The sequence below is a fragment of the Streptomyces sp. NPDC006739 genome, assembly GCF_042869815.1.
Classification (GTDB): domain Bacteria; phylum Actinomycetota; class Actinomycetes; order Streptomycetales; family Streptomycetaceae; genus Streptomyces.
The window spans coordinates 1-22165 of sequence record NZ_JBIAGM010000046.1; the positions used below are offsets into that span (position 1 = coordinate 1).

Genomic DNA, 22165 nt, shown 5'->3' on the forward strand with positions numbered 1-22165 from the left:
ACTTGGCCCGTAAGGCGGAGACGGGCGGACGCACGGTCATGGTCCACCGTCCCACCAACTCCGCCTGAGCAAGCACTAATTGAAATACAAGCCCCCGGGCGGACAGAAAATTGCCAGATCGGCGTCTTCGCCGCCTACGCCACCACCCGCGGCCACGCCCTGGTCGACCGCGAGGTCTACCTGCCCAAGTCCTGGACCGAGGACCGGAAACGCTGCCAAGCGGCCCGCATCCCCGACGAGCGCATCTTCGCCACCAAGGGCGAATTTGCCCGCGACATGATCCTGCGCGCCCTGCCTCCCCACTCCCCATCGCCTGGGTGACAGCCGATTCCGCCTACGGACAGGACGCGAACTTCCGGCGCTTTTGGAGGATGCCGAGCTTTCCTACGTCGTCGCCGTCCCCAAGTCACAGCAGGTCAACGGCCCGCGCATCGACCATCTCATCGCCCAGGCCCCGTCCGAGGCGTGGCAGCGTCTGTCGGCGGGGCAGGGAGCGAAAGGCGAACGGTTCTACGACTGGCCGGCGCCCGCCTGCCCGCCGTGACCGAGCCCGGCGTCGACGAGCCGACACGACAGAGGTGGGTACTGGGCCGCCGCAGCATCAGCAGGCCCGACGAGATCGCCTACTACCTCGCCTGCGCTCCACTGGGCGCAACCGTCGCCGACCTGGTCCGCGTCGCCGGCTGCCGCTGGAAGATCGAAGAGTGTTTCCAGAGCGCGAAGGACGAGTGCGGTCTGGACCAGTACGAGGTCCGCCGCCACGTGGGCTGGCACCGGCACATCACGCTTGCCATGCTCATCCACGCGTTCCTCGCGGTGATGGCCGTGCAGGAGCGTGAAAAAGGGGTGTCGAGGCCGACACACCCGACCTCGTGGACCTCACCCCAGCCGAAATCCGTTGTCTGCTGGCTCCTCAACCCCGCCACCGTCCTGCACGCCGCGACCACGTGCTGAACTGGTCACGATGACGCCGACGTCACCAGGCGCGGGCCCGACGCTGTCACGGCGCGGACACAGGTTGGTGGGACGACCTTTCCAAGCTCGCCCCGCGCATGCCGCACTCCCTATACTCCCCCACCGCCAAGCCGTTGACCAGCAGAAATACAGAATTCCGGCTGGAGTACGAGGCCGAATACCAGCGGGCCGCCATGGACCAATACGCCGACGCCCGGCTGAGCTGACGCTCACAGTCGCTGGGCTGCAAACCCAGCAGTCTTGCGCCCTCCCCTCTGCTCCTCACGCGAGGGCCGGACCGGACCGCCTACACCCTCGATCAGGGCAAGTGCGGCGGGCCGGGTGCGCACTGGGTAGAGGCACGGCATCGCCCCCGTCGATATCGCGCACTCCCGGCTGCGATGTGGTCCGACCTCCTGCGGGCGGTGCGCCCGCAGGTCGTCCTGGGGCACCGGCTGCGCTGCATCGGCGTCGTCCTCTTCGGCGTAGCGGTCTGCGCGGGTACGGGAGTCGTCGGCCGCTTTGGTGAACGCGTCCTGGAGGCGGCGCAGCCGGTCGGCTGTGAGATCGAGGGCTTCCAGGTCCGTGCGGGACTTCCGCAAGGCCCGCAGCGCCGCCAGCTCGATCGCGCCCGCCTGCATGTGAACGAGGCCCTTCGCCTGGCCGGGCTGTCGCAGGGCCCCGTGGCACTGATGCGGGTGCGGAACTCCACGGCGGTCCGTGCGCACCAGGTCGGTCGCCACGCCGGAAGCGTGGCAGCCGCACAGGCTGCTCAGTCCTGCGCGATCACGCGCCGCGATCCGCTGTTCGGCTCCTCACGCACGCTCGTGCCGCGGTGCCGGCCCGTGGTCGGTACCGGGACCGGTCAGCGGGCCAGCACTTCCCTGCCCGGCAGCCGCACACCAGGTGGGAAGGGGTGGGTCGGTCGGGTGCGGGCACCGTGTCCTCGTTCCTCCGGCCTGCCGGCCGGGTCGGCGGTCGTCCGGCCCGCGCGCGGATGTGCGCACGGGCCGGGGCCACCGTGAGGAAGCACCCCTTGTTGTCCGCGGTCTGTTCGCCAGCCGCTGATGCCCGTTACATCCCTTGACCGACCTTTGTCCTCCGGGTATGTCCGTGAACGGCGTCACGATCAACCTTTGACTGGCGGAGCGCTGGTACACCCGCCACCAGCAGCACGCGGTCCTCGGGCTGCTGTCGGCCAAGGAGAATCTGCGATGCCCGCGCGTGTAGTTTGCGGGCACAGCGGGCTGTGATTGGCGTCTTCGAGCTGAGCTGGGCTCACCGAGGCTCGTGGGTCGGGCCGAGTACCTCGTCGGCGCTGCGGGGCTCTGTGCGTGTCTGCTGGTTGAGCTTGTGGCGTTGGATGGAGGAACGCCGGTAGACCTCTTTGCGGGCCCGCATGATGTTGCCGAGGGGGGCGTGCTCGGCGGTGACCCGCCAGGGTGTGAAGGACAGTGAGTCCATCTTCGCGAGGTTCTCCGGGCCGGAGATGTCCTGCCGGGGGAGCCGCAGCTTGGCCACGGTGACGGACGGCGACAGTTTCTCGGGCCACTCCACGGTGGTGTCCTCCACCGGCATGCGTTCCAGGTCGGTGCAGAGCTGGACCTGGATGTCGAAGGCGTAGGGCCGCTCCCGCAACTCGGCCTCCAGCGCGGGCCGAAAGACCTCCGCCGCCGAGGTCGGGTCGATGTCACGATGAGTCACCGCGGCCGCGCACGCCGGGTCGGGGGTGATGCGTACCTTGGCGATGTAGTCGCCGTGCCTGACGGCGCCCATCGTCCAGTAGCTCGACAGGAGGATGTTCGCCGGAGGGGTCTTCGACAGGCGCAAGAAGGCCAGGAACTCGTCCCACGCCCAGTCGTCCTGGTCCAGCGTTCCCTTGCCCGTCACGAACTCGGTGAAGAAGCGGTGTGCGCCGGGTCGTCCCCGGGAGAAGTAGGCCGGCGCGTTCAGGAACAGTTCCTGGATGAAGAGGTAGTGCTCGACCGTGTTGCAGAAGAAGATCGGCCCGTTGATGTTGGCATAGTCGAACGTACCGGTGTCCGGTTCGTCTTCCAGCAGGGTCGGGCCGGGGATGTCGAACATCTTCAGCGCCAGTCCGGTGGCGGCGCCCAGCCGTGCGTCGGCTCCGGCGTGCGGTGAGCCGTTGGAGAAGCGGATGAGCGCGTCGTGGTTTCCTGAGGTCGCGTAGATGCCCTGGGCGTACTCGGGGGGCAGCCCGCCCAGGATCTCCACTTCTCCACGGACCAGTCCGTAGCCCTTGGCGTGGGCATCGCGCAGGGCCTGCCCGGTTCCACCGGCTTCGACGGACTCGGCTATGTAGTTCTCGGTCTTCTCGATCACCGTCTGCACGTTCTGGTCGAAGTCCGGATCGTCGTCTTCGACGTCCGGCGTGTAGCGGACGAACTGTGCTGTCATGACGTCGACCTCTCCTTGAGGACCGCGGTGGGGCCTGAGCGGGTGGGAACTGGCCGTCAGTCCTCCAGTTCGGCGAGCCAGCGCAGGGCTCGCAGACCCGGCACGAAGCAGTACTCGCCGCCGCGCGTGGCCACGAAGCTGGGCAGGTTGCGCAGGCGGCGCCGGACCGGCTTGTCGGGGATGGTGATGCTGCCGGTTCCGTCGTGGTGTCCGGCCACCGGGTCCTGCTCACCGGGGTAGCCGATGAAATTGCCGTCGTTGACCCATTCGGACTTGATGAACTCAAACTGCCGTTCCAAGTGGGCTCCGATGAAGACTCCCACCAGTCCCCGGTCGGCACCGTCGTCCTCCAGCACGCCCTCGGGCAGCGGCGGACCGTAAGTGGTGCCGCGGCGGATGATCCGGTGCATCCGTGCGTCGCCGACGATGGTGGCATCGCGGGGGTTGTTCCGGCGGATGTGCGCGCCGGCGGGGCAGCGCAGGCCGCGGTCGTCGTGCTCCCGGTACAGGAAGTTGTTGACGCGCTGCGGATCCGCCGCCAGCTCCGGGTCGTCGTGCTCCGGCGTCAGCGTCAGCGGCGCGCCACTCGGCCAGCGTCCGACCATCTTCGCCGCCAGAAGTGCTTCCTCCTCGGCATTGGAGCTGTTGACGCGCAGGTACCGGCGCCAGGCGGCCACGTTGGTGTGGATCTTGCGAACGGCCACGTAGGTGCCGTTGCGTCCCAGCACCTCGGGGCGGGGCATGGGCGGCATATTGCCCGTCTCGTCCGGGTAGCCGAGGATGAACTCGCCGGCCTTGATGGGGGCTTCCTGCGGATTGGAGCCGGGCAGTCCGACGCCCTCGATGTTGGGATGGCTGATGCCGTCCCGGAAGCCGAACGTGGTGCGCCCTGTCGGGAGCTGGTGGACGTCCTGCTGCCAGATCACCTGGACACCGGGCGTGTCTTCGAAGGCGACCCGGGCCCGCTCCAGCTCCTGGGCCAATTGCGCCGCATCCGATGAGAGGGCGCTCAGTGCGATGTGTACGTCGCCCGTCCCGAACGGTGCCTCCCAGTGGGCCGGGGCGTTCTCGCCCACATCACCGATCAGGTCCGCCCTGGCGGCCATGCCCTCACGGAACGCCCGCGGGAAGCTGTCCAGCGACTCTTGGGGCACCCCCAGAGCCCTCAGCCCCTGATAGGTGAACGCCACAGCCACCCACGCGTCCCCGCTTCGGTCCGCGCTCGGCAGACCACCCGAGGTCACCGGGAGAAGCCGTCGCAGCAGGGCACGTCCGGCGTGGCGGTCGTCGACACGCAGGAAGATGAACTTTCCCTGGTAGGGGACGGGTCGTGGGCGCAACGCGCCGCTTTGGACGTCCTCGATCTCGACGCGCACACCGGCCGATCCGCCACTGTCTGCGGTGTTCATGATCGTTTCCTCCACGTCGGTCCCCTGTCCAGGCGAGTCCCGCAGCGATGGGTGCGCGCCCGCCGACGCGGTTCACCAAACAAGTGGGTCGGGTCTGAGGGACAGCGGTGTCCGGGCTCTAGGCTGAGGCTTCTTCCAGCAACTTCTGGAAGGCAGGCGTGTTCACCAACTCCGCGTTGGCCGGGTTGTCCAGTGCCGCGCGGAACTCGGGTGTGTCCAGCACCTCCTCGAACGCCTCTTCCACACGGTGGTCCTTGTAGATCTGCTGGACTGTCAGCTCGGGATAGGCGCTGACGAAGACTCCCGCGGGTGCCTGGTGGGCGACGAACCAGTCCTTCACCCCCGGATCGGAGATGCCGGGAAACCCCTCGCTGTGGGAGAAGACCTTGTCGAAGCGTTCCCCGACCACCGTCTTGGCGAAGTCGTCGATGTAGGCGTCCCACGAGCCGTCGAAGACGCTGGCGAACATGAACCGGGTGTCGTTGTCGAAGATCACGTGCCGTGCGTCGTGCAGGGTGCCGATCTGGCGCACCGCCGCATGAACTCTCTCGTCGTCCGCCGCATCGCTGAGCTCGGCGAGCACCTCACGCAGCGCGTCGGCCTCGCCCGGCTTGATCTCGGTGAAGACGGTGAACTCACTGCAGACCCCGTCCGACCTGCCCGGACGCTCGGGGTGAGCCGACTGGGATGGCTGTGCTGTTGCAGTCATGGCGAGACTCTCCTGCCATGGATCAGTGCAAGGGACACCAGACACCCGGAGTACGGGCGCCATCGCCCTCACCACCCCATCCTCACCACGGACGTGCAGCCCCCGCATCTTGGTCCTGAGGAGGCGACGCGAGTGCAGCGGGCGACGCCACCATCCGATGCTCCCGAGGACAGATGGAACCAGGTGCAGGAAGATGAAGCCGAGGCGTGTGTGCGGAGCACGGGGTCGTCACCTTTCCGGTCGGCCGCTCCGCTGTAGCCGCGGGCGCAGCGATCGCTTGAGAACCCCCGGGGGCGCCTGCCCCCGCCGGACCTCTGCTCGACTGGACCGCCACCCTGACCCCGGCTGGAGGCATCATGGGCGCAGTTCTCGGTGACGTGCTGGGTTTCGCGGCCGGCGTCGCGGTCAGCCCGCTTCCGATCATCGCCGTCATCCTCATCCTCGCCACCCCTCGGGGACTGCTCAACGGCGTCCTCTTCACGGTCGGCTGGGTCCTGGGACTCGCGGTACTGGGCGCGGTGATGCTCGCGATCGCCTCCCCCGCGGATGCCTCCGCCCACAAGCACCCGGCCACCTGGGTGGGAGCGCTCAAGCTTGCTCTGGGCGTGTTCCTCGTCCTCTTCGGCGCCCGGCAGTGGCGTCGGCGCCCGAAGGACCCCTCACAGGCGAAGCTGCCGAAGTGGATGGGCGCGATCGACCGCCTCACGCCGGTCAAGGTCTTCGGACTCGGAACGGCCCTGGCCGCGCTCAACGCGAAGAACGCCCCGCTGACCGTCGCCGCAGGTGCCGCGATCGGCTCGGCCGGGCTGCCGGTCGGGCAGCAGATCGCATCGCTCGCGATCTTCGTCGTGATCGCCACGCTCGGCCTGCTGGTCCCGCTCGGAGTCTTCCTCCTTGGCGGAGAGCGAGCCAGGGCCACGCTCGGGAACTGGAAGGACTGGGCGGCTCAGCACAATGTCGCTGTGATGGCCGTCCTGTTCTTCGTCCTCGGGCTGAAACTGCTCGGGGACGGCATCTCCATCCTCACCTCCTGACCCCACCACCACGCTGCGACGTCGATCACGGACGCAGGCGTCGCCGGCCAGCAGTTGGCGCCCGGCCGCCGAGCACCAGAATCCGGAAGAACAGGGGCCGCTCGCCGCCAGATCGTTGAGGACAGCGTTGACCGTAGGCCAACAAAGGTCGGCTGTATCGAAGTCCGCACTGCGTGGCTGGCTTCTCGGCGAGGGGGCCGGTGTTGCAGCAGGTCCGAAGCCAGAGGAAGCAGTCCGCGTGGGGTGCGAGCACACAGCGCCCGAGCCCGGAGGGATCGGCCCCATGAGGCCGAGCACCCTATAATTTGGGCCCGAACAATTCTGATGTCTCACGCCTCCGCAGGCGCCCCGAAGGAGCGTGCCCGTGCCCGGCCAACGATCCATCACCGAAGCCGAGAAGCTGGCAGAGGCCAAGCTCGGCGGTAGCCGCGTCCGGCATGACCAGATGGCCGTTGTCGCCAACATCTATCGCGCCGCCTCAGCGGTGCGGCAGCACCTGGAGAACTCCGTGCTGCGCGGCGTCGACCTGACCTGGACCGCCTTTGTGGTGCTCTGGGTCGTCTGGATCTGGGGTGAGTCGGAGACGCGGCACGTGGCCGAAGAGGCCGGGATTTCCAAGGGCACGCTCACGGGGGTTGCCCGGACGCTGGAACGACGAGGCCTCGTGCAGCGAGCGGACCATCCCACCGACGGCAGGCTGGTGCTCCTGAGCCTGACCGACGACGGGGAGCAGCTGATGCAGCGCGTCTTTCCGGCGTTCAACGAGGAGGAAGCCTTCGTCACCGGGCAGCTCAGCGACGCGGACTGCAGGACCGTCGCCGCCGGACTGCGCCGGGTGGTGCTGCAGGTGGAGGAGAAGGGCGAGGAGCGCCGCCGGGATCTGTTGGGCGGCGCCGCCCCCGCGCCACGCCGCAGCGGCCGCCGCAAGGCCTGAGCCGCGACCGCCCCGGACGAGGTCCCGGACGGCGACGCCGCATCGCTACAACTCGAATTGCTCGCCGGCGAAGGTCACCGGCAGCTTGGCCGGCGACAGCGGCACCTCGGTCCAGATGGTCTTGCCTCTCGACGTGTACCGCGTTCCCCAGCTCCGGGTCAGCTGTGCGACCAGGAACAGACCTCGGCCGCCCTCGTCCTCCATCGCGGCCCGCCGCAGGTGGGGGGAGGTGTGGCCGCCGTCGGAGACCTCGACGATGAGGCCACGCTCCTGGATGAGCCGCAGACACACCGGAGCGCCGCCATAGCGGATCGCGTTGGTGACCAGCTCGCTGACGACGAGCTCGACGACGAACGACGCGGCTTCATCGACTCCCCACGCGGCGAGCTGATCGCGGGACAGAGACCGCGCTCTTGCCACTTCTCCGGCGTTGGGGGCCATGTCCCACGTCGCCACCAGACTCTCGGCGAGGGCGTGGACTCGGAGCAGCAGCAGTGCGGCATCGTCCTCAGGGGCCTGGGGCAGGAGTCTGGTGATGACCCGGTCGCATGTCTTGTCCAGTCGGTCGTCCGCGGGCCCGGCGAGTGCGGCGCAGAGGGAGCGGACTCCTGCGTCGATGTCCGTCTGACGGTCCTCGACGAGTCCGTCGGTGTAGAGAGCGAGCGTGGCGCCTTCCGGCAGCTCGATGTCGGCGCATTCGAACGGCAGGCCACCCAGGCCGAGGGGCGGTCCGGCGGGAAGGCCCACCAGCTCGGCGTGTCCGTCGGGGGTGACCAGCACGGGTGGCAGATGGCCCGCCCGCGCCATGACGCAGTGCCGGGAGACCGGATCGTAGATCGCGTACAGGCAGGTGACGCCCAGTGCCTGGTCCTCGGCCTCGGCGAGCCCGGAAGGCGGTGCGCCGGTCCGTGCCACCAGGTCGTCGAGGCGGGCGAGCAGTTCGTCCGGCGCGAGGTCGAGCGCTGCGAGCGCCGCGACGGTGGTGCGCATCCGGCCCATGGTGGCGGCCGCGCCCGTGCCGTGTCCGGCGACATCGCCCACCACCAGCCCGACACGTGCCCCGGAGAGAGGGATGACGTCGTACCAGTCCCCTCCGACGCCGGCGGGCCCTGCCGCGGGCAGATAGCGGTGGGCGACCTCCACGCCCGGCTGCTGGGGCAGGGTGCGAGGGAGAAGATCGCGCTGGAGCATGAGCGCGGTCGCGTGTTCTCGGGTGTAACGGCGGGCGTTGTCCAGGCAGACCGCGGTGCGGGAGACGAGCTCTTCGGCGAGCTGGACCTCCTCCTGCTCGAAGGGGTCAGCGTGTCGGGAGCGTGCGAAGGCCACCACGCCCAGGGTGGCGCCACGGGCCTTGAGCGGAAGGGCGAGCACACGGGCGGCCGGGTCGGTGACCGACATGTTCTCGGCCAGGCACCGCAGACGGACGGCGTCCAGCGCCTCATCCGCGGTGTCCTTGGCCGCGGCGTGATCGGTGCGGTGAATCACCCGGCACAGTGTGGGACGAGTGCCGTGGTGTTGCGGTTCCTGCCCGCTCAGGACGGCTTCGAAGACATCCACGGTGACGGCATCGGCGAACTCAGGAACCGCGAGTTCCGCCAGGTCTCCGGCCGTGCGCCGGATGTCCAGGGTCCTTCCGATACTCCCGCTCGCCCGGCTGAGCAAAGCGAGACGCTGGCGCGCCACGTAGCGGTCGGTGATGTCGAGGGCCGCCTCACAGACTCCGATCGGACGGCCTTCCCCGTCCTGGAGCCGGAAGTAGGAACACGACCAGACGCGTTCGTGACGGGGGTCGAGGAGAGTGGCGCTGCGGTAACGGACGTCGACCACGGGCGCGCCGGTGCGGGCCACGCGCTGGACGATCTCCTCGACGCTCGTGGCCGTCCCATCGGCCTCCGCCAGCACCTGGCCCTGCGGCAGGATGTCCTTCACGAACCTGTCGGCAGCGTCCTCGAGCGGGGTTCCGAACTGCTTCTCGATCGCGGAGTTGATCCAGTGGACCCGGGCGTCCGTGTCGTAGACCACCAACTGGACGGGCGCTTCCCGGTCGAGTCCGTCAAGCATGGCCCGGCCGACGGCCTCCCGGTGCGCCAGTTCGGCATCCATGGCCGTCATCAGCCACCCGGTCGCGTCCACCCCCAGGGCGAGCGGGATGAGGGACAGGGAGACGGACACCGGGCGGCCGTCACCACGGCGGACCGGCCGAGTGCCGAGCGACCACGCTGCACCGCCGCCGCCGACGGCTGAGATGCCGGCACCCGTCTCGGTATCGGCCAGGACGGCGTCTGCGGATTGGCCGAGGACTTCCTCGGACGCCAGACCGAACAGTTCCTCGGCTTCCCGGCTCCAGCCGGTGAACCGCAGGTGCTGGTCCAGCACCGCGGTCGCGCCGACGGGCGTCGGTATGGCCGATGGCGTCGTACCGCGCGGCCGGACTGGCTGGTCACGCCCTTTGGACATGCTCGTCATCGCCGCTCCTGGGGTTGGTGCAGGAGAGCTTCGGCTCATTCAATGTACCGCGGGCCACTCCCGGTGACGCCTGCGCGCGGTGAGCCGCGAGGAGCCGACGCAAGGCGTCGATGCTCTCCTCGGTGCGGTCCGGTGCGCCGGACGTGACCTGGTGGAACACCAGGCCGTCCAGGGCCGCGAACACGAGCTCCGTCATCTCCTGCGACACGTCGAAGCAGGCCAGTGCCTCGCGCACGGCATCGCGGTACGCGTCGTAGAGCAGGTCGACGTGGTGGCGCAGCTCCGGCCGCCGGCTGGATTCGAGCTTCAGCTCGTACTGGAAAGCCTGGAGGTCGGGGTCGGCCGCGATGGAGTCGGCCAGGGTCGCGGCGAAGTCCTCGAGCCTTCCGCTGGCGGGCACCAGCGAAGATGTCTCGATGCTGCGTGTGACACACCACCGCAGCGCCTCTTCGAGCAGCGTGTCGCGCGAACCAAAGTGGTGGGCGACCAGCCCGTGCGTGACACCGGCTTCGGCGGCGACAGCACGGTAGGTCAGTTTCCGCAGGCCGCCACGGGCCACCACCCGCACGGCCGCGGCCAGGAGCGCCCCCCGCCCTTCGCCGTAACCGGGCCGGGCCTCCTGGCCGGCCTCACCGTCCGTCTCCACTTCGGCGGTCACTCGCCCTCCCTTGGTCTGCCGTCCCCCCGAAGGTCAATCTATCCTATTGACAAGTTATCCAGATGGATAGATTCTCGCTGCAGCGCACGTCTTCTCCTTCCTCCACTGGAGTCCCCATGGCCATCCCCGAAGGACTGAGCACCACCCCGTTCGCTCCCCGCTACGCGGACCGAGTCGAGGAGTGGATCGACATCTACGGCAACGCCGTACCGCTGGCCATCAGCGACCCGGCCGAGGAATACGAGGCCATCCGCACCGCCGTCGGGGCCTCCGAGTACTCGATGCTCTACAAGTGGCATGTCGAAGGTGAGGGTGCGGTAGCCACCGTCGACACCGTCTTCTCGCGCAGCGTCAAGGGTCTGGGCGCCGGACGCATCGCCTACGGGGTCGTGGTCGACGCCGACGGGATGATGTTGGACGACGTGACCGTGGCCGTCCTCGCGCCCGACCACGTCGTCGTCACCGGCGGCAACCCGGCTACCCAGCAGTCGCTGGCCGCACACGCTCCGGCCGGGACCACGGTCACCGAGCGCCGCGACGAGTCCGCCGTGCTGACCCTGCAGGGCCCGCGCAGCCGGGACGTCCTGCAGCGCCTCACCCACGTCGACGTGTCCAACGCCGCGTTCCCCTACTACACCTTCCTGCGCGGCGCCCTCATCGCGGGCATACCCGCCCAGGTGAGCCGTCTGGGGTTCACCGCCGAGCTCGGCTACGAGATCCAGGTCCCGCGGGAGCAGGCGCTCGCGCTGTGGGACGCGGTCTTCGAAGCGGGTGCGGACCTCGGGATCAGGGCCTTCGGCGCCATCGCCCTGCTGACCTGCCGCACCGAAGCCGGAATGATCATGGGGGAGCTGGAGTACGACCACACCGTCACCCCGTTCGAGTGCCGGATGGGCTGGGCGCTGGACTTCGACAAGGGCCCCTTCCAGGGCCGTGACGCGCTGCTGGCCAAGAAGGACAGCGTCACCGGCCGTGTCGTCAGTGTCGTCGTGGACGCGGCGCCGGAGGCCGCTGAGGGCGCCCGGCTGGAGCTGGACGGCCGGGACATCGGCTACGTGACGATGGCGCTGCCCTCCCCCGTCCTCGACGGCGCCACCCTCGGCCTGGCCCGGGTCCACCGCGACGCCGTGAAATCCGGCACCGCGCTCACCGCCGTCGCCGCCGACGGCTCCAAGGCCGACGCCACCGTCCGGCCCACCCCCGTGTACGACCCCGAGCGCGCCCGCGTGCGGGCCTGACCCGACGGAGATCCCTACAGTGCAACGCTACGTTCTCACGCTCCGCTGCCCCGACCAGCCGGGCATCGTCCACGCGCTCGCCGCGGGCGTCGCGGAGGCCCATGGCAACATTCTGGAGAGCGCCCAGTTCTCCGATCCCGGCACCGGTATCTTCACCATCCGTGTGAACTTGGAGACGTCCGAGGCCGACACCGAGAAGCTGCGGGACGAACTCACGCTGCGGCTGGCCCGCTTCGACCCGGTCCTGACCGTCCGGCCCGAGGAGCAGCGCCGCCGGGTGCTGCTGATGGTGTCGAAGTTCGACCACTGCCTGGTTGACCTGCTCTACCGCTGGGACCTGGGTGAACTGCCCGTCGACATCCCGCTGATCGTCTCCAACCACCCCGACCTCGAACCGGTCGCGAAGCGGTACGGCATCCCCTTCGTCCACCTTCCCGTCACCCGCGACACCAAGCCCGAGGCGGAGGCCGAACTGCTGCGCCTGGTGGCCGAGCACCAGGTCGACTTCGTGGTGCTCGCCCGCTACATGCAGGTCCTCTCCGACGATCTGTGCCGCAGGCTGTCCGGGAGGGTCATCAACATCCACCACTCGTTCCTGCCGGGCTTCAAGGGCGCCAAGCCCTACCACCAGGCCCACGACCGGGGCGTCAAACTCATCGGCGCCACCGCCCACTTCGTCACCGCCGACCTGGACGAGGGCCCGATCATCGAGCAGGACGTCGTCCGCGTCGGCCATCGCCACACCGCGCCCGAACTGGTCGCGATCGGCCGGGACGTCGAGCGGATCGTGCTGGCCCGGGCGGTCCGGCTGCACGCGGAGGACCGCGTCGTCCTCACCGGCTCCCGCACCGTCGTCTTCGCCTGACGACCGCATCGAGAGGCTCGTACGACATGACCACCGCCACGCTGCTCGACGGCAAAGCCGCGGCAGCCGAGACCAAACGTGAACTCGCCGAGCGGGTGGAGGTGCTGAAGAGCCGGGGCGTCGCTCCCGGGCTGGGCACCATCCTCGTCGGTGATGACCCCGCCAGCCACTCCTACGTCGGCGGCAAGCACCGCGACTGCGCCCAGGTCGGCATCGCCTCGATCCGGGTGGAGCTGCCCGCGACGGCGACCCAGGCCGATGTCGAGGCCGCCGTGCTGGGGCTCAACGCCGACCCGGCCTGCACCGGTTTCATCGTCCAGCTGCCGCTGCCGGCCCACATCGACACCCACGCCGTGCTGGAGCTCATCGACCCCGCCAAGGACGCCGACGGGCTTCACCCCGCCAACCTGGGCCGGCTCGTACTGGGCATGCCCGGACCGCTGCCCTGCACCCCGCGCGGCATCATCGACCTGCTGCGCCGCAACCACGTACCCATCACCGGACAGCAGTTCTGCGTCATCGGCTGCGGGCTCACCGTGGGCCGCCCGCTCGGCCTGATGCTGACCCGCAGCACCGAGCAGGCCACGGTGACCCTGTGCCACGAGGCCACCCAGGACATCGCCGCCCACGCTCGCGCCGCCGACGTGGTCGTGGCCGCGGCCGGCGTGGCCCACCTGGTCAAGCCCGACTGGGTCAAGCCGGGCGCCACCGTCCTGTCCGTGGGCATCACCCGGACCGTCGAAGGCATCCTCGGAGACGTCCACCCGGACGTCGACCAAATCGCCGGCTCCTTCGCGCCGCCGGTCGGCGGAGTGGGGCCGATGACCCGGGCCATGCTGCTGACCAACATCGTCGAGGCGGCCGAGCGCGGCTGACGTACAGGGCTCGGGGCCGGTACCGCTCAAGCGGTACCGGCCCCGGCGTACCCGAGCCGCAGTACCTGCGCTCCACGGAAAGGACAGCGCCATGCCCCACGGACGTTTCCCGCGACCCCGTTGACGCGCCGGGGCGAAGGCCCGCGCGGTCATGCCTTCATTTCTCCTGCGCCACCGGCTCGGCCCCAGCGACTGGCGGTGATGGAGTGGGGGTTGCGTGGCGAGTCCTGGAGCGACGAACATCCTCACGACGAGCTCAACCACGTTCTCGAAGGCCATTTGTTCGTGCGGTGCGACGGGGAGACGGCCGAGGCGCACACCGGGGACCTCGTCCTGGTCCCGGCTGGCGCGGTCGGCAGGCATTGGGCGCCGGACTACGCCCGGATGCTCGCCGTCTACGGCTCCGATCCCCAGGGACGACCGAGCCGAGTCCACGGCTACCAGCGGATCGGTCCCGATCAGGATGCCCGCAACTGACCCTGCCGTCCGCCTGCTCGCACGAAACCATCCGCCGCGCGACCTGTCGGCATGGTGAACCAGGCCCCCGAGGGCGGCTTCAGCGGGCGAATTGTTCGACCGGGTCCCCCTCGTAGTTCCAGGGCCACGGCGTCACCAGCCCGCCGACCGCGGAGAAGACCGGGTCCGCATCGCCGCTGCGGCCCGCGCGGACCAGGGCGTAGGCGAGCGTTCCCAGGTCCGCGACGGCGGCCGCGTGCCGCAGGTGACCAGGTTGCAGCCAGTGGGCCATGCCGTGGTCCAGTAGTCGTGCGGTGTGTCGCTGCGACCAGTACCGGCTCACCCCCAGCGCCTGGATACCGCCGCTGCTTCTTTCGCGGTGGTACTGCCGCACAGCCGCCGTCAGGGGCAGGCATGCCGTCGGCGCGTCCCAAGGCATGACCGCGATGGCATCGTCGAGAAAGTCCCGCAGCGCTGCCTGGCTGCCCTGCTCCTCCGGAGACAGATATCCCAGGATCTGCAGGTACGCCTCCCGGTGCCAAGGATCACGCGCGTGCATCTCCTGCCAGACGGGAGAAAGCTCAGAGCTCGGCCGGCCCAGAAGTCGCAGCGCCGCCAGCGCGGCCGCCCACGGGGTCGGATCTGCCGGGGCGGCCTCGGTGGCAGCACGGCAGATCGCCAGGGCACCCCACGGATCGGTCGCCAGTTCGGACCAGGTGGCCAGTACCAGGGCATCCGGGTCGCGGGGCCGGCGTTCGCGCCAGGTCCGGGCCAGCGCAGGCGCGGCCTGCGCGAGGACCCCGACCCGGTGGCAGCGGCGGTCCCAGTCGTCACCGGTGTTCCGCAGGAGCCGCTCCATCTGGGCGATGGCGAGGTCCTGCGGCCCCGGTCCCCGGGCGGCGGCGATGCTTCTCAGTACCCGGCCCAGCGGGACGTCGTCGAGTTCGGGTGCGACGCGGGGTGCCTGTCGCCTGGGGCCGAAGAGAGCCATGTCCTTGTCAGTGTCTGTGGTGGGCGGCGTCAACCAGTGCGTCGAACAGGACCTGCTGGGCCGGGTCCTGGCCCGCGGTGTCCTCGGGGTGCCACTGCACCGCCGTGAACCAGCCGGGGTGTCCGGGCAGTTCGAGCCCCTCCACCGTGCCGTCGGCGGCCCGCGCGGTGACCGTGAGCCCGACACCGATGCGGTCGACTCGCTGGTGGTGGTAGCAGGAGGCCTCCGTCTTCTCGGCGCCGGTGGCCTGTTCGAGCAGGGTGCCGCGCTGGATCGCGACCGGGTGCACCACGTGCCGGTGTTCGCGGTCGGCGCCGCCCATGTCCTGTTCCAGGCTGCCGCCGAGGGCGACGTTCATCACCTGCATCCCGCGGCAGATCGCCAGCAGGGGCCGCCCCAGGTCGAGTGTCCGGCGGGCGACTTCCAGGTCGAACGCGTCCTGGAGGTCGTCGACGTCATAGACGCTGTCATGGGTGTCGGTGGCTCCGTAGCGGTGCGGGGCCAGGTCTCCACCGCCCGGGAGCAGCACGCCGTCGAAGCGGGCGAGCCGGTCGGCGACGTCGGCTGCGGCCGGGTCGGTGGGGTGGATGCTCACCGGCTCACCCCCGGCCCGCCACACGGCCTCGATCAAGGCGCGGGCGTTGACCTCGGCGGCGTACCGGAGCGCGGACGTGGTGGCGGCGAACCGGGCCGGAATCGCGATCAGGGGGCGCGTGTGCGTACGGGTCACAGCTGGATCCAGGTGGTCTTCAGTTCGGTGTACTTCTCCATGGCGTGCGCGGACTTGTCGCGGCCGTTGCCCGACTGCTTCATGCCGCCGAAGGGGACGGTCAGATCGCCCTCCTCGTAGCAGTTGACCCAGACCGTCCCGGCCTTGAGGGCGCGCGAGATCTTGTGGGCGGTGGACAGGTCGGAGGTCCACAGTCCGGCGGCGAGACCGTACTCGGTGGCGTTGGCCAGGCGTACCGCCTCGTCCAGGTCGTCGAAGGTCAGCACGGAGAGCACCGGCCCGAAGATCTCCTCGCGGGCCAGGCGCATGCCCGGGTCGACCCGGTCGAACACGGTGGGCCGCAGGTAGCTGCCGCCGGTCTCGGACAGGGCCCGGCCCCCGCCCACGCGCAGCCGGGCGCCTTCGTCCAGGCCGGAGGCGACGTGATCCAGGACCCTGCCGAGGTGGCTGTCGCCGACCAGCGCGCCCATCTCGGTGGCCGGGTCGAGCGGGTCGCCGACCCGCAGCTCGCGCGCCCGCGCCACGACCGCCTCGGTGACCTGTTCGGCGATGGAGGAGTGGACCAGCAGCCGGGAGGGGGCGGTGCACATCTCGCCCTGGTTGAAGAAGATGCCCCAGGCTGCGGTCGCCGCGGCCTTCTCCAGGTCCGGGGCGTCGGGCAGCACGATGTTCGGTGACTTGCCGCCCAGCTCCAGCCAGACGCGCTTGAGGTTGGAGTCGGCGGCGTAGCGCAGGAAGTGACGGCCGACGGCGGTGGATCCGGTGAAGGCCAGGACGTCCACGCCGGGGTGAAGACCGAGCGCCCGGCCGGCCACCGGCCCGTCACCGGTCACGACGTTGAGGACGCCCGGCGGCAGTCCTGCGTCGGTGGCGACGCGGCCGAGCAACAGGGCGGACAGCGGAGAGGATTCCGACGGCTTCAGGACGACCGTGCAGCCGGCCGCCAGCGCCGGAGCCACCTTCCAACTGGCCAGCGTCAGTGGGAAGTTCCACGGCACGACAGCGCCGACTACACCCGTCGGCTCCCGGGTGATCAGGGCGAGCGAGTCAGGCGCTGTATGGGGGGACTCGTCCGTGAGCTTGTCGGCGAGCTGCCCGTACCAGCGGAAGGTGTTGATCGCGGCGCGCAGCTCGATGGCGTACGCGTCCGTGATCGGTTTGCCCATCTCCAGGCTCACGGTCAGCGCCAGTTCCTCGCGCCGCTCCTCCAGCAGCTCGGCGATCCGCAGCAGGATCCGGCCGCGCTCGGCCGGCGCCAGGTGCGGCCATGGCCCTGCGTCGAAGGCGCGGCGCGCTGCCGCGACGGCGAGATCGACCTCGGCCTCCCGCGCGTCGGCGACCCGGACCAGGGTCTGACCGTCGCGCGGGGAGATCACGGCGAACGATCCGCCGTCACCGCCTTCGCTCTTGCCGTCGATGTGGTGCTGCGTGGGCAGGTCGAGTTCCTTGGCGCGGCGCAGCAGTTCCTCATGGGTGGCGTTCAGCACGCGTTCTTCCCCTCCGTTTCATCCATTTCATTTGATGACGAACGACTCACGCAGTTCAGCAAAAGGCCGGATACGGCCGGGGCGCGGGCTCCGGCCGTATCGGTGGGGGTGGCACTGTTCAGTCGGTGGCCTCTGCCCGGGACCGCGTCAGCCTGGCGGCGACGACGCCGAGGACCAGCACCACCGGAACGGTGACCTGGAGCCATATGGCCGTCGTCTGGTCACCGCCGATGAGCGTCGTGAAGTTGGCGATGATGAGCCAGATGGCGCCGGCGATGCCGAGCGCGCCCAGTACAGGGGCGATCAGGGTGTTCCAGGGGCGGTTGTCGGCGCGCGAGCGGCGGAAGAACACGACGACCGAGGCCGAGGTCAGGAAGTACAGCAGCATGACGCCGAGGACGGCGACCCCGCTGAACCAGGAGAAGAGGGTCAGCACCGGGTCCTTGCCGAGGATCGCGAAGGGCATCACCAGCAGCACGGAGAGCAGGGTCTGCACCGTGCCCGCGACCCAGGGCGAGTGGCGCCGGTTGATGGCGGTCAGCCCGTGGGGCAGAAGACCCTCGCGGCCGAGGGAGAACAGGTAGCGGTTGGCGGAGTTGTGGAAGGCCAGGATGCCCGCGAAGAGGGAGGTGGCCAGCAGGATCGGCAGCACATCGTTCGCCCAGCCGCCGAACAGGGCGGCGATCGGGGCGAAGACGAAGCTTGTCGCCTCGCCGCTCTGCAGCGCCTTGCCCGCATCGCCCGTCACCCGGGACGCGCCGTGCGCCGAGACCAGCATCCACGACGTGAAGGCGAAGAAGCCGGTGATCACCGCGACGGAGAGGTAGGTGGCACGGGGGACGGTCTTTCGGGGTTCGCGGGCTTCCTCGCCGTAGATGGCGGTGGCCTCGAAGCCGAACATCGACGCCACGGCGAACATCAGCGCCACACCGGGGGCGCCCTTGAGCGCGGCGGACGGCGAGAAGCTGCCGGTGAAGCCGAGGCCCTCGGGCCCGCCGCCCTTGAAGAAGGTCACGAGGGCGAAGGCGATCAGGATGCTGAACTCGGCCAGGACGAACACGGCGAGGATCTTGGCGCCCATCTCGATGCCCGAGGCGCCGAGGACCTGCACGATCACCATCGTGACCAGCGCCCAGACCCACCAGGACACATGGGCGCCCGAGTAGTGCTCGACCAGGCCGCTCACCGTGGCGCCGTACAGCCCGTACATGGCGGCCTGGACGGCACAGTAGGCGAAGAGGGCGACCCCGGCGCTGCCGGAACCGGTCGGACGGCCGAGCCCCTTGCCGATGTAGGTGTAGAAGGCTCCGGCGTCCACGACATGGCGACCCATGGCGACGAATCCGACGGAGAACAGCAGGATGATGACGCCGGCCGCGAGGTAGGCGGCGGGAGCACCTGCGCCGTTGCCGATGGCGACGGCGATGGGCACGGCCCCAGCGATGCCCGTCAGCGGCGCCTGGGCAGAGAGAACGAAGAAGAGAATGCCCAGGACACCGAGAGAATCGGGCTTGAGCTTGCCTGCCATGGATGCATCATGACCGGATTGCGTGGGAATCACAGTCTGACTGTCCAATGGAATCACCTACCGGGGACGGGGAGGGGCGGAGGAGTTGTTTCAGGCCAAACGAGTTGCCTCATGGTGGGCTTGAACTATCCGTTTGGCAAGGGGTTGCGGGGAGATCCTTCTGCGGCCACGGAGGTCTTTGCAGGACCGTGACTCAGGCAGCGGGCCGACCGGCTCCGCCCCGGCGTACGAGTCGCACGACGACCGAATTCGAGGTCGGGGTGTCACTGAGGTCGGCGGTGCTGTCCAGGGGTACCAGGACGTTGGTCTCGGGGAAGTACGCGGCGCAGCAGCCGCGCGCGGTCGGGTAGGACACGACCCGGACTCGGGTGCCACGCGTTCGGCGCCGTCGGGGTACACGCCGACCAGGTCGAACCGGTCGGCGTCGGCCAGATGGAGAGCGGCCAGATCGTCGGGGTGGACGAAGACCACCCTGCGTCCGCCGTGGATACCGCGGTAGCGGTCGTCGAGGCCGTAGAGCGTGGTGTTGTACTGGTCGTGGGAGCGGATCGTCTGCAGGAGGAGCCGTCCCTCGGGCACACGTAGGACGGTCATCGGACTGACGGTGAAGCGGGCCTTGCCGGTCGCGGTCGGGAAGTGCCGGTCGTCCCGCGGCCCGTACGGGCAGGACGAACCCGCCCGGATGGCGTACGCGGCGGTTGAAGTCCTCGAAGCCGGGAACGACCCGGACGATGCGGTCGCGGATCAGGTCGTAGTCCTCCGCCATGGCCCGCCAGGGGACGCTGGGCGGCTCACCGCGAGCGGTGAACACCCGCTCGGCCAGTTCGCAGACGATCGCCGTCTCCGAGCGCAGCTCGGGCGAGGCCGGCGCCAGGGTGCCCCGGGAGGCGTGCACTGAAGTCGAACCCGGTCTTCTGGTTGACGCTCAGCAGGGTCAGCAGGGTCCGTTTGGCGCCCATCTGGCGGGCGCCGTGCCGCAGCGACTGGACGACGGCCGGGATGCCGGCCGCGTAGTCCTTGGGCGGGCCCACGCTCAGACCGCTGTCGCCGGGGTCGTTCTCCGGTGGCCCGGACGCCATCGGTGACATGATGCGTTCCCGTCTACTCGTGCACCGTGATGGCCTGCAGCGGGCACACCTCGGCGGCCTCGTACAGTTCCTCGGCGCTCGCCTCGTCCACGTCGGCCACGTAGACGTCGGTGGCCTCCGACCGCAGGGTCAGGCGTCCCTCGTCGTCCAGGGCGAACAGGTCGGGGGCCGCGTACACGCACTGGCCGTGGTCCTGGCACTTCTTGAGGTCGACTTCAACCTTCATGACGGCTCCTGCCTCTCGGAAGGGTCGGGGATCAGCGGAAACGGACGGGGAGGTGGGTGATGGTGCGCAGGAACTCGGTGTGGGCGTAGGCGGGCTTGCCCGCGAGCTCGACACCGGAGAACCGGTTGACGATGGAGCTGAAGATGATGTCGGCTTCGGCGCGGGCCAGGACCTGGCCGGCGCAGCCGTGCATGCCGGAGCCGAAGGCCAGGTGCTGGCTGGCGGCGACGGGGCGGGTGTGGTCGAAGGTGTCGGGGTCGGCGAACACGTCGGGGTCGCGGTTGGCGGAGGCGATGAGCAGGGCCAGCGCCTCTCCGGCCGGGACGGTGGTGTCGCCGATGACCGTGTCCTGCGTGGTCAGACGCACCACCATCGACTCGGGCGTGTCGATCCGCAGGATCTCGTTGATGATGCCCGGCCGTGCCTCCGGCTCGTCCCGGTAGGCGGCGAACAGCTCGGGCTGCTGCGTCATCAGCCAGATGCCGTGGTTGATCAGGTGCTTGACGTCGAGGTGGCCCACGGCGAAGAACAGGAAGATGGTGTAGACGACCTCTTCCTCGGTCATCCTGCCCTCGTCCTGCGCGGCGATGAAGTCGTCGATCAGTCCCTCGCCGGGGTGGGCCCGCTTGTCGGCCACGAGTCGGCGGATGTGGTCGGCGAACCAGGCGAACGCCTCCGTGGTGGCGCGGGCCTCGTCGTCGTTGCCGCCGGGGCCGAGGCTCAGCCCGATCTCGTAGGTCTTGCGCTGGATGGTGTCCATCTCGGTCGGCTCGATGCCGAAGATGTGGCAGGTGGTCTCGAAGGTGCACTTCAGGGAGAGGCCGTCGGCCGCGTCCAGGGTGCCGTCGCCCTTCTCGACCTCGTCGAGCACGGCCTCCACGGAGGCGCGCATCACCTTGGACCACTCCTCGACGGCCTTGGGCGTGAACCAGCGGTTGGTGATCCTCCGCAGCCGCGTGTGGTCGGGCGCGTCCTTGCCGAGCATGGTGTGGTGGATCGGGTCGGCCGGCCCGAAGTCGAGCTGCTGCACGCTCAGGCTGGGGTTGCGGATCAGCCGGGCGACGTCCTCGTAGCGGGAGACGACGTACAGGCCGAGCGGATGCCGGTAGACGGGGTGCTCCTCCCGCAGCCGCGCGTAGTACGGGTACGGGTCCGCACGGAAGCCTGGGTCGCGGAAGGGCAGCAGGTCCTCGGTGGCGGACGCGGGTCCGGCGGTGGTGACGGTCATGTAGTGGCACTCCTCGTATCGGGCGCGAGGCGGAGGGGGGAGCTGGGGAGTGGAAGAAAGAGGGGCGAACCAAGGGCCCCGTACCGCGAGAATTATCCAGCCGGATAATTTCGTCAATACTTCGCGACGACGTAATCAACTCTTTACGCCGCCGGAAACGGGCGAGCCCCCGTCGCCAGGCGACGGGGGCTCTTCCTGACCTGCTGTTATGCAGGGATTGGCAGGGGGCGACTACTCTGCGCCTCCAGGCCGGCGGGTCAGCAGTGAGCGCAGCTCCTTCAGCGCCGCCTCGGTGACGTCCGGCTCGTCGAAGACCAGCTGGTGCAGCACAAGACCCTCCAGAGCGGCGAAGACGAGCCGGGTCAGGGCTGGGCTGGTGCCTTCAGGCAGGCTGCGGGTCAGTTCCCTCTCCGTGGCCTGGAAGTACTCGTCGTACAGCGCACGGATCTGCGGCAGCAGCTCGGGCCTGCGTCGGGACTCGAGCATGAGCTCGTACTGGAACGTCTGCATTTCCGGCTGGCGGGTGACCATGTCCGCCAGTCCCGCCGCGAAGTCCGCGATGTCGCCCGTGCCGGGTTCCAGGGAGCTCGTACTCGCGCTGGTGCGCACCGCGTGTTCGAGGGCTGCCTCGATCAGCGCGTCGCGCGAACCGAAGTGGTGCACCACGAGCCCGTGCGTGACACCCGCCTCCTCCGCGACGGCGCGATAGGTGAGTTTGCGCAGCCCGCCCCGGGCCACGACGCGCACGGCCGCGTTGAGCAGGGCCTCACGGCCGGTCCCGTAGTCCACGCGCTTGCGGGGCCTGGCGGGTGGTTTCTCGGAGGAATCGCTCATGAGCGCGACCCTACCCGTATGTCGGGACCGGCAGACG

The 22165-nt window shown here is 69.6% G+C and carries 24 protein-coding genes and 1 pseudogene; 10 read left to right on the forward strand and 15 right to left on the reverse strand.

Annotation, left to right across the window (positions count from 1 at the left end; genetic code table 11):
• The 4 genes from ACFYMM_RS41755 to ACFYMM_RS41770 form a co-directional block, all read left to right on the forward strand.
• A partial coding sequence (locus ACFYMM_RS41755; RefSeq protein ID WP_388397462.1) for a transposase occupies window positions 1-321 on the forward strand: 321 nt, incomplete at its 5' end.
• Window positions 322-364: 43 nt separating this feature from the next.
• On the forward strand, window positions 365-544 hold the full coding sequence (locus ACFYMM_RS41760; protein ID WP_388397464.1) for a hypothetical protein: 180 nt from the start codon (window positions 365-367) through the stop codon (window positions 542-544).
• Window positions 541-954 carry a hypothetical protein gene (locus ACFYMM_RS41765; RefSeq protein WP_388397465.1) on the forward strand — a complete coding sequence of 138 codons (414 nt, stop codon included), beginning with the start codon at window positions 541-543 and terminating at the stop codon, window positions 952-954. The genes ACFYMM_RS41760 and ACFYMM_RS41765 overlap by 4 nt, the downstream gene beginning before the upstream one ends.
• 98 nt (window positions 955-1052) lie before the next feature.
• A complete protein-coding gene (locus ACFYMM_RS41770; protein WP_388397468.1) occupies window positions 1053-1181 on the forward strand; it encodes a hypothetical protein in 129 nt (42 codons plus the stop codon).
• 3 nt (window positions 1182-1184) lie between these two features.
• Here the strand turns inward: ACFYMM_RS41770 and ACFYMM_RS41775 are convergent, their stop codons facing one another.
• The 4 genes from ACFYMM_RS41775 to ACFYMM_RS41790 form a co-directional block, all read right to left on the reverse strand.
• Window positions 1185-1697 carry a hypothetical protein gene (locus ACFYMM_RS41775; RefSeq protein ID WP_388397471.1) on the reverse strand — a complete coding sequence of 171 codons (513 nt, stop codon included), beginning with the start codon at window positions 1695-1697 and terminating at the stop codon, window positions 1185-1187.
• 535 nt (window positions 1698-2232) lie between these two features.
• Window positions 2233-3372, reverse strand: coding sequence for a catalase family protein (locus ACFYMM_RS41780; RefSeq protein WP_388397473.1), 1140 nt, complete (start codon window positions 3370-3372; stop codon window positions 2233-2235).
• A 56-nt stretch (window positions 3373-3428) separates the two neighbouring features.
• Window positions 3429-4781, reverse strand: coding sequence for a Dyp-type peroxidase (locus ACFYMM_RS41785; RefSeq protein ID WP_388397475.1), 1353 nt, complete (start codon window positions 4779-4781; stop codon window positions 3429-3431).
• 118 nt (window positions 4782-4899) lie between these two features.
• Window positions 4900-5490 (reverse strand): hypothetical protein, encoded by a 591-nt coding sequence (locus ACFYMM_RS41790; protein WP_388397477.1) that lies wholly within the window; start codon window positions 5488-5490, stop codon window positions 4900-4902.
• A gap of 356 nt (window positions 5491-5846) precedes the next feature.
• Here ACFYMM_RS41790 and ACFYMM_RS41795 point away from each other — a divergent pair, with 356 nt between their 5' ends.
• Together ACFYMM_RS41795 and ACFYMM_RS41800 are read left to right on the forward strand one after the other, a co-directional pair.
• On the forward strand, window positions 5847-6524 hold the full coding sequence (locus tag ACFYMM_RS41795) for a GAP family protein (RefSeq protein ID WP_388397480.1): 678 nt from the start codon (window positions 5847-5849) through the stop codon (window positions 6522-6524).
• 364 nt (window positions 6525-6888) lie between these two features.
• A complete protein-coding gene (locus ACFYMM_RS41800; RefSeq protein WP_388397482.1) occupies window positions 6889-7458 on the forward strand; it encodes a MarR family winged helix-turn-helix transcriptional regulator in 570 nt (189 codons plus the stop codon).
• A 45-nt stretch (window positions 7459-7503) separates the two neighbouring features.
• On the opposite strand, the gene ACFYMM_RS41805 is transcribed toward ACFYMM_RS41800, so the two are convergent.
• Complete coding sequence (locus ACFYMM_RS41805; protein ID WP_388397484.1) at window positions 7504-9924, reverse strand: SpoIIE family protein phosphatase; 2421 nt, start codon at window positions 9922-9924, stop codon at window positions 7504-7506.
• Window positions 9899-10582: a TetR/AcrR family transcriptional regulator gene (locus ACFYMM_RS41810; RefSeq protein WP_388397487.1), complete on the reverse strand. Its 684-nt coding sequence runs from the start codon at window positions 10580-10582 to the stop codon at window positions 9899-9901. The genes ACFYMM_RS41805 and ACFYMM_RS41810 overlap by 26 nt, the downstream gene beginning before the upstream one ends.
• Window positions 10583-10698: 116 nt before the next feature.
• Between ACFYMM_RS41810 and ACFYMM_RS41815 the strand changes: the two genes are divergently transcribed.
• From ACFYMM_RS41815 to ACFYMM_RS41830, 4 genes are all read left to right on the forward strand, one after another.
• Window positions 10699-11820, forward strand: coding sequence for an aminomethyltransferase family protein (locus ACFYMM_RS41815; RefSeq protein ID WP_388397489.1), 1122 nt, complete (start codon window positions 10699-10701; stop codon window positions 11818-11820).
• A gap of 19 nt (window positions 11821-11839) precedes the next feature.
• Complete coding sequence (gene purU, locus ACFYMM_RS41820) at window positions 11840-12685, forward strand: formyltetrahydrofolate deformylase (RefSeq protein ID WP_388397491.1); 846 nt, start codon at window positions 11840-11842, stop codon at window positions 12683-12685.
• 26 nt (window positions 12686-12711) lie between these two features.
• The gene (locus ACFYMM_RS41825; RefSeq protein WP_388397493.1) at window positions 12712-13560 is read left to right on the forward strand and encodes a bifunctional methylenetetrahydrofolate dehydrogenase/methenyltetrahydrofolate cyclohydrolase; all 849 of its coding nucleotides are present in this window, start codon (window positions 12712-12714) and stop codon (window positions 13558-13560) included.
• A 213-nt stretch (window positions 13561-13773) separates the two neighbouring features.
• Window positions 13774-14037, forward strand: coding sequence for a cupin domain-containing protein (locus tag ACFYMM_RS41830; RefSeq protein WP_388397495.1), 264 nt, complete (start codon window positions 13774-13776; stop codon window positions 14035-14037).
• 79 nt (window positions 14038-14116) lie between these two features.
• Here the strand turns inward: ACFYMM_RS41830 and ACFYMM_RS41835 are convergent, their stop codons facing one another.
• The 9 genes and pseudogenes from ACFYMM_RS41835 to ACFYMM_RS41875 all read right to left on the reverse strand — a co-directional run bounded on the left by ACFYMM_RS41835 (window position 14117) and on the right by ACFYMM_RS41875 (window position 22128).
• Window positions 14117-15007, reverse strand: a complete 891-nt coding sequence (locus ACFYMM_RS41835; RefSeq protein WP_388397498.1) for a hypothetical protein — start codon at window positions 15005-15007, stop codon at window positions 14117-14119.
• Between the two features lie 7 nt (window positions 15008-15014).
• Complete coding sequence (locus ACFYMM_RS41840; RefSeq protein ID WP_388397501.1) at window positions 15015-15737, reverse strand: gamma-glutamyl-gamma-aminobutyrate hydrolase family protein; 723 nt, start codon at window positions 15735-15737, stop codon at window positions 15015-15017.
• Window positions 15734-17224, reverse strand: coding sequence for an aldehyde dehydrogenase (locus tag ACFYMM_RS41845; protein ID WP_388397503.1), 1491 nt, complete (start codon window positions 17222-17224; stop codon window positions 15734-15736). The genes ACFYMM_RS41840 and ACFYMM_RS41845 overlap by 4 nt, the downstream gene beginning before the upstream one ends.
• 118 nt (window positions 17225-17342) lie before the next feature.
• Window positions 17343-18752: an APC family permease gene (locus ACFYMM_RS41850; RefSeq protein WP_388397505.1), complete on the reverse strand. Its 1410-nt coding sequence runs from the start codon at window positions 18750-18752 to the stop codon at window positions 17343-17345.
• Between the two features lie 193 nt (window positions 18753-18945).
• Window positions 18946-19647 (reverse strand): annotated as a pseudogene (locus ACFYMM_RS41855) (molybdopterin dinucleotide binding domain-containing protein); the annotation flags it as partial.
• On the reverse strand, window positions 19544-19831 hold the full coding sequence (locus tag ACFYMM_RS41860) for a hypothetical protein (protein WP_388397546.1): 288 nt from the start codon (window positions 19829-19831) through the stop codon (window positions 19544-19546). The pseudogene ACFYMM_RS41855 and the gene ACFYMM_RS41860, both read right to left, overlap by 104 nt.
• Before the next feature lie 22 nt (window positions 19832-19853).
• Window positions 19854-20066 (reverse strand): ferredoxin, encoded by a 213-nt coding sequence (locus ACFYMM_RS41865; protein ID WP_055716083.1) that lies wholly within the window; start codon window positions 20064-20066, stop codon window positions 19854-19856.
• Window positions 20067-20097: 31 nt separating this feature from the next.
• Complete coding sequence (locus tag ACFYMM_RS41870) at window positions 20098-21294, reverse strand: cytochrome P450 (RefSeq protein ID WP_388397508.1); 1197 nt, start codon at window positions 21292-21294, stop codon at window positions 20098-20100.
• A 231-nt stretch (window positions 21295-21525) separates the two neighbouring features.
• Complete coding sequence (locus tag ACFYMM_RS41875) at window positions 21526-22128, reverse strand: TetR/AcrR family transcriptional regulator (RefSeq protein ID WP_388397510.1); 603 nt, start codon at window positions 22126-22128, stop codon at window positions 21526-21528.
• Window positions 22129-22165 lie beyond the last annotated feature (37 nt).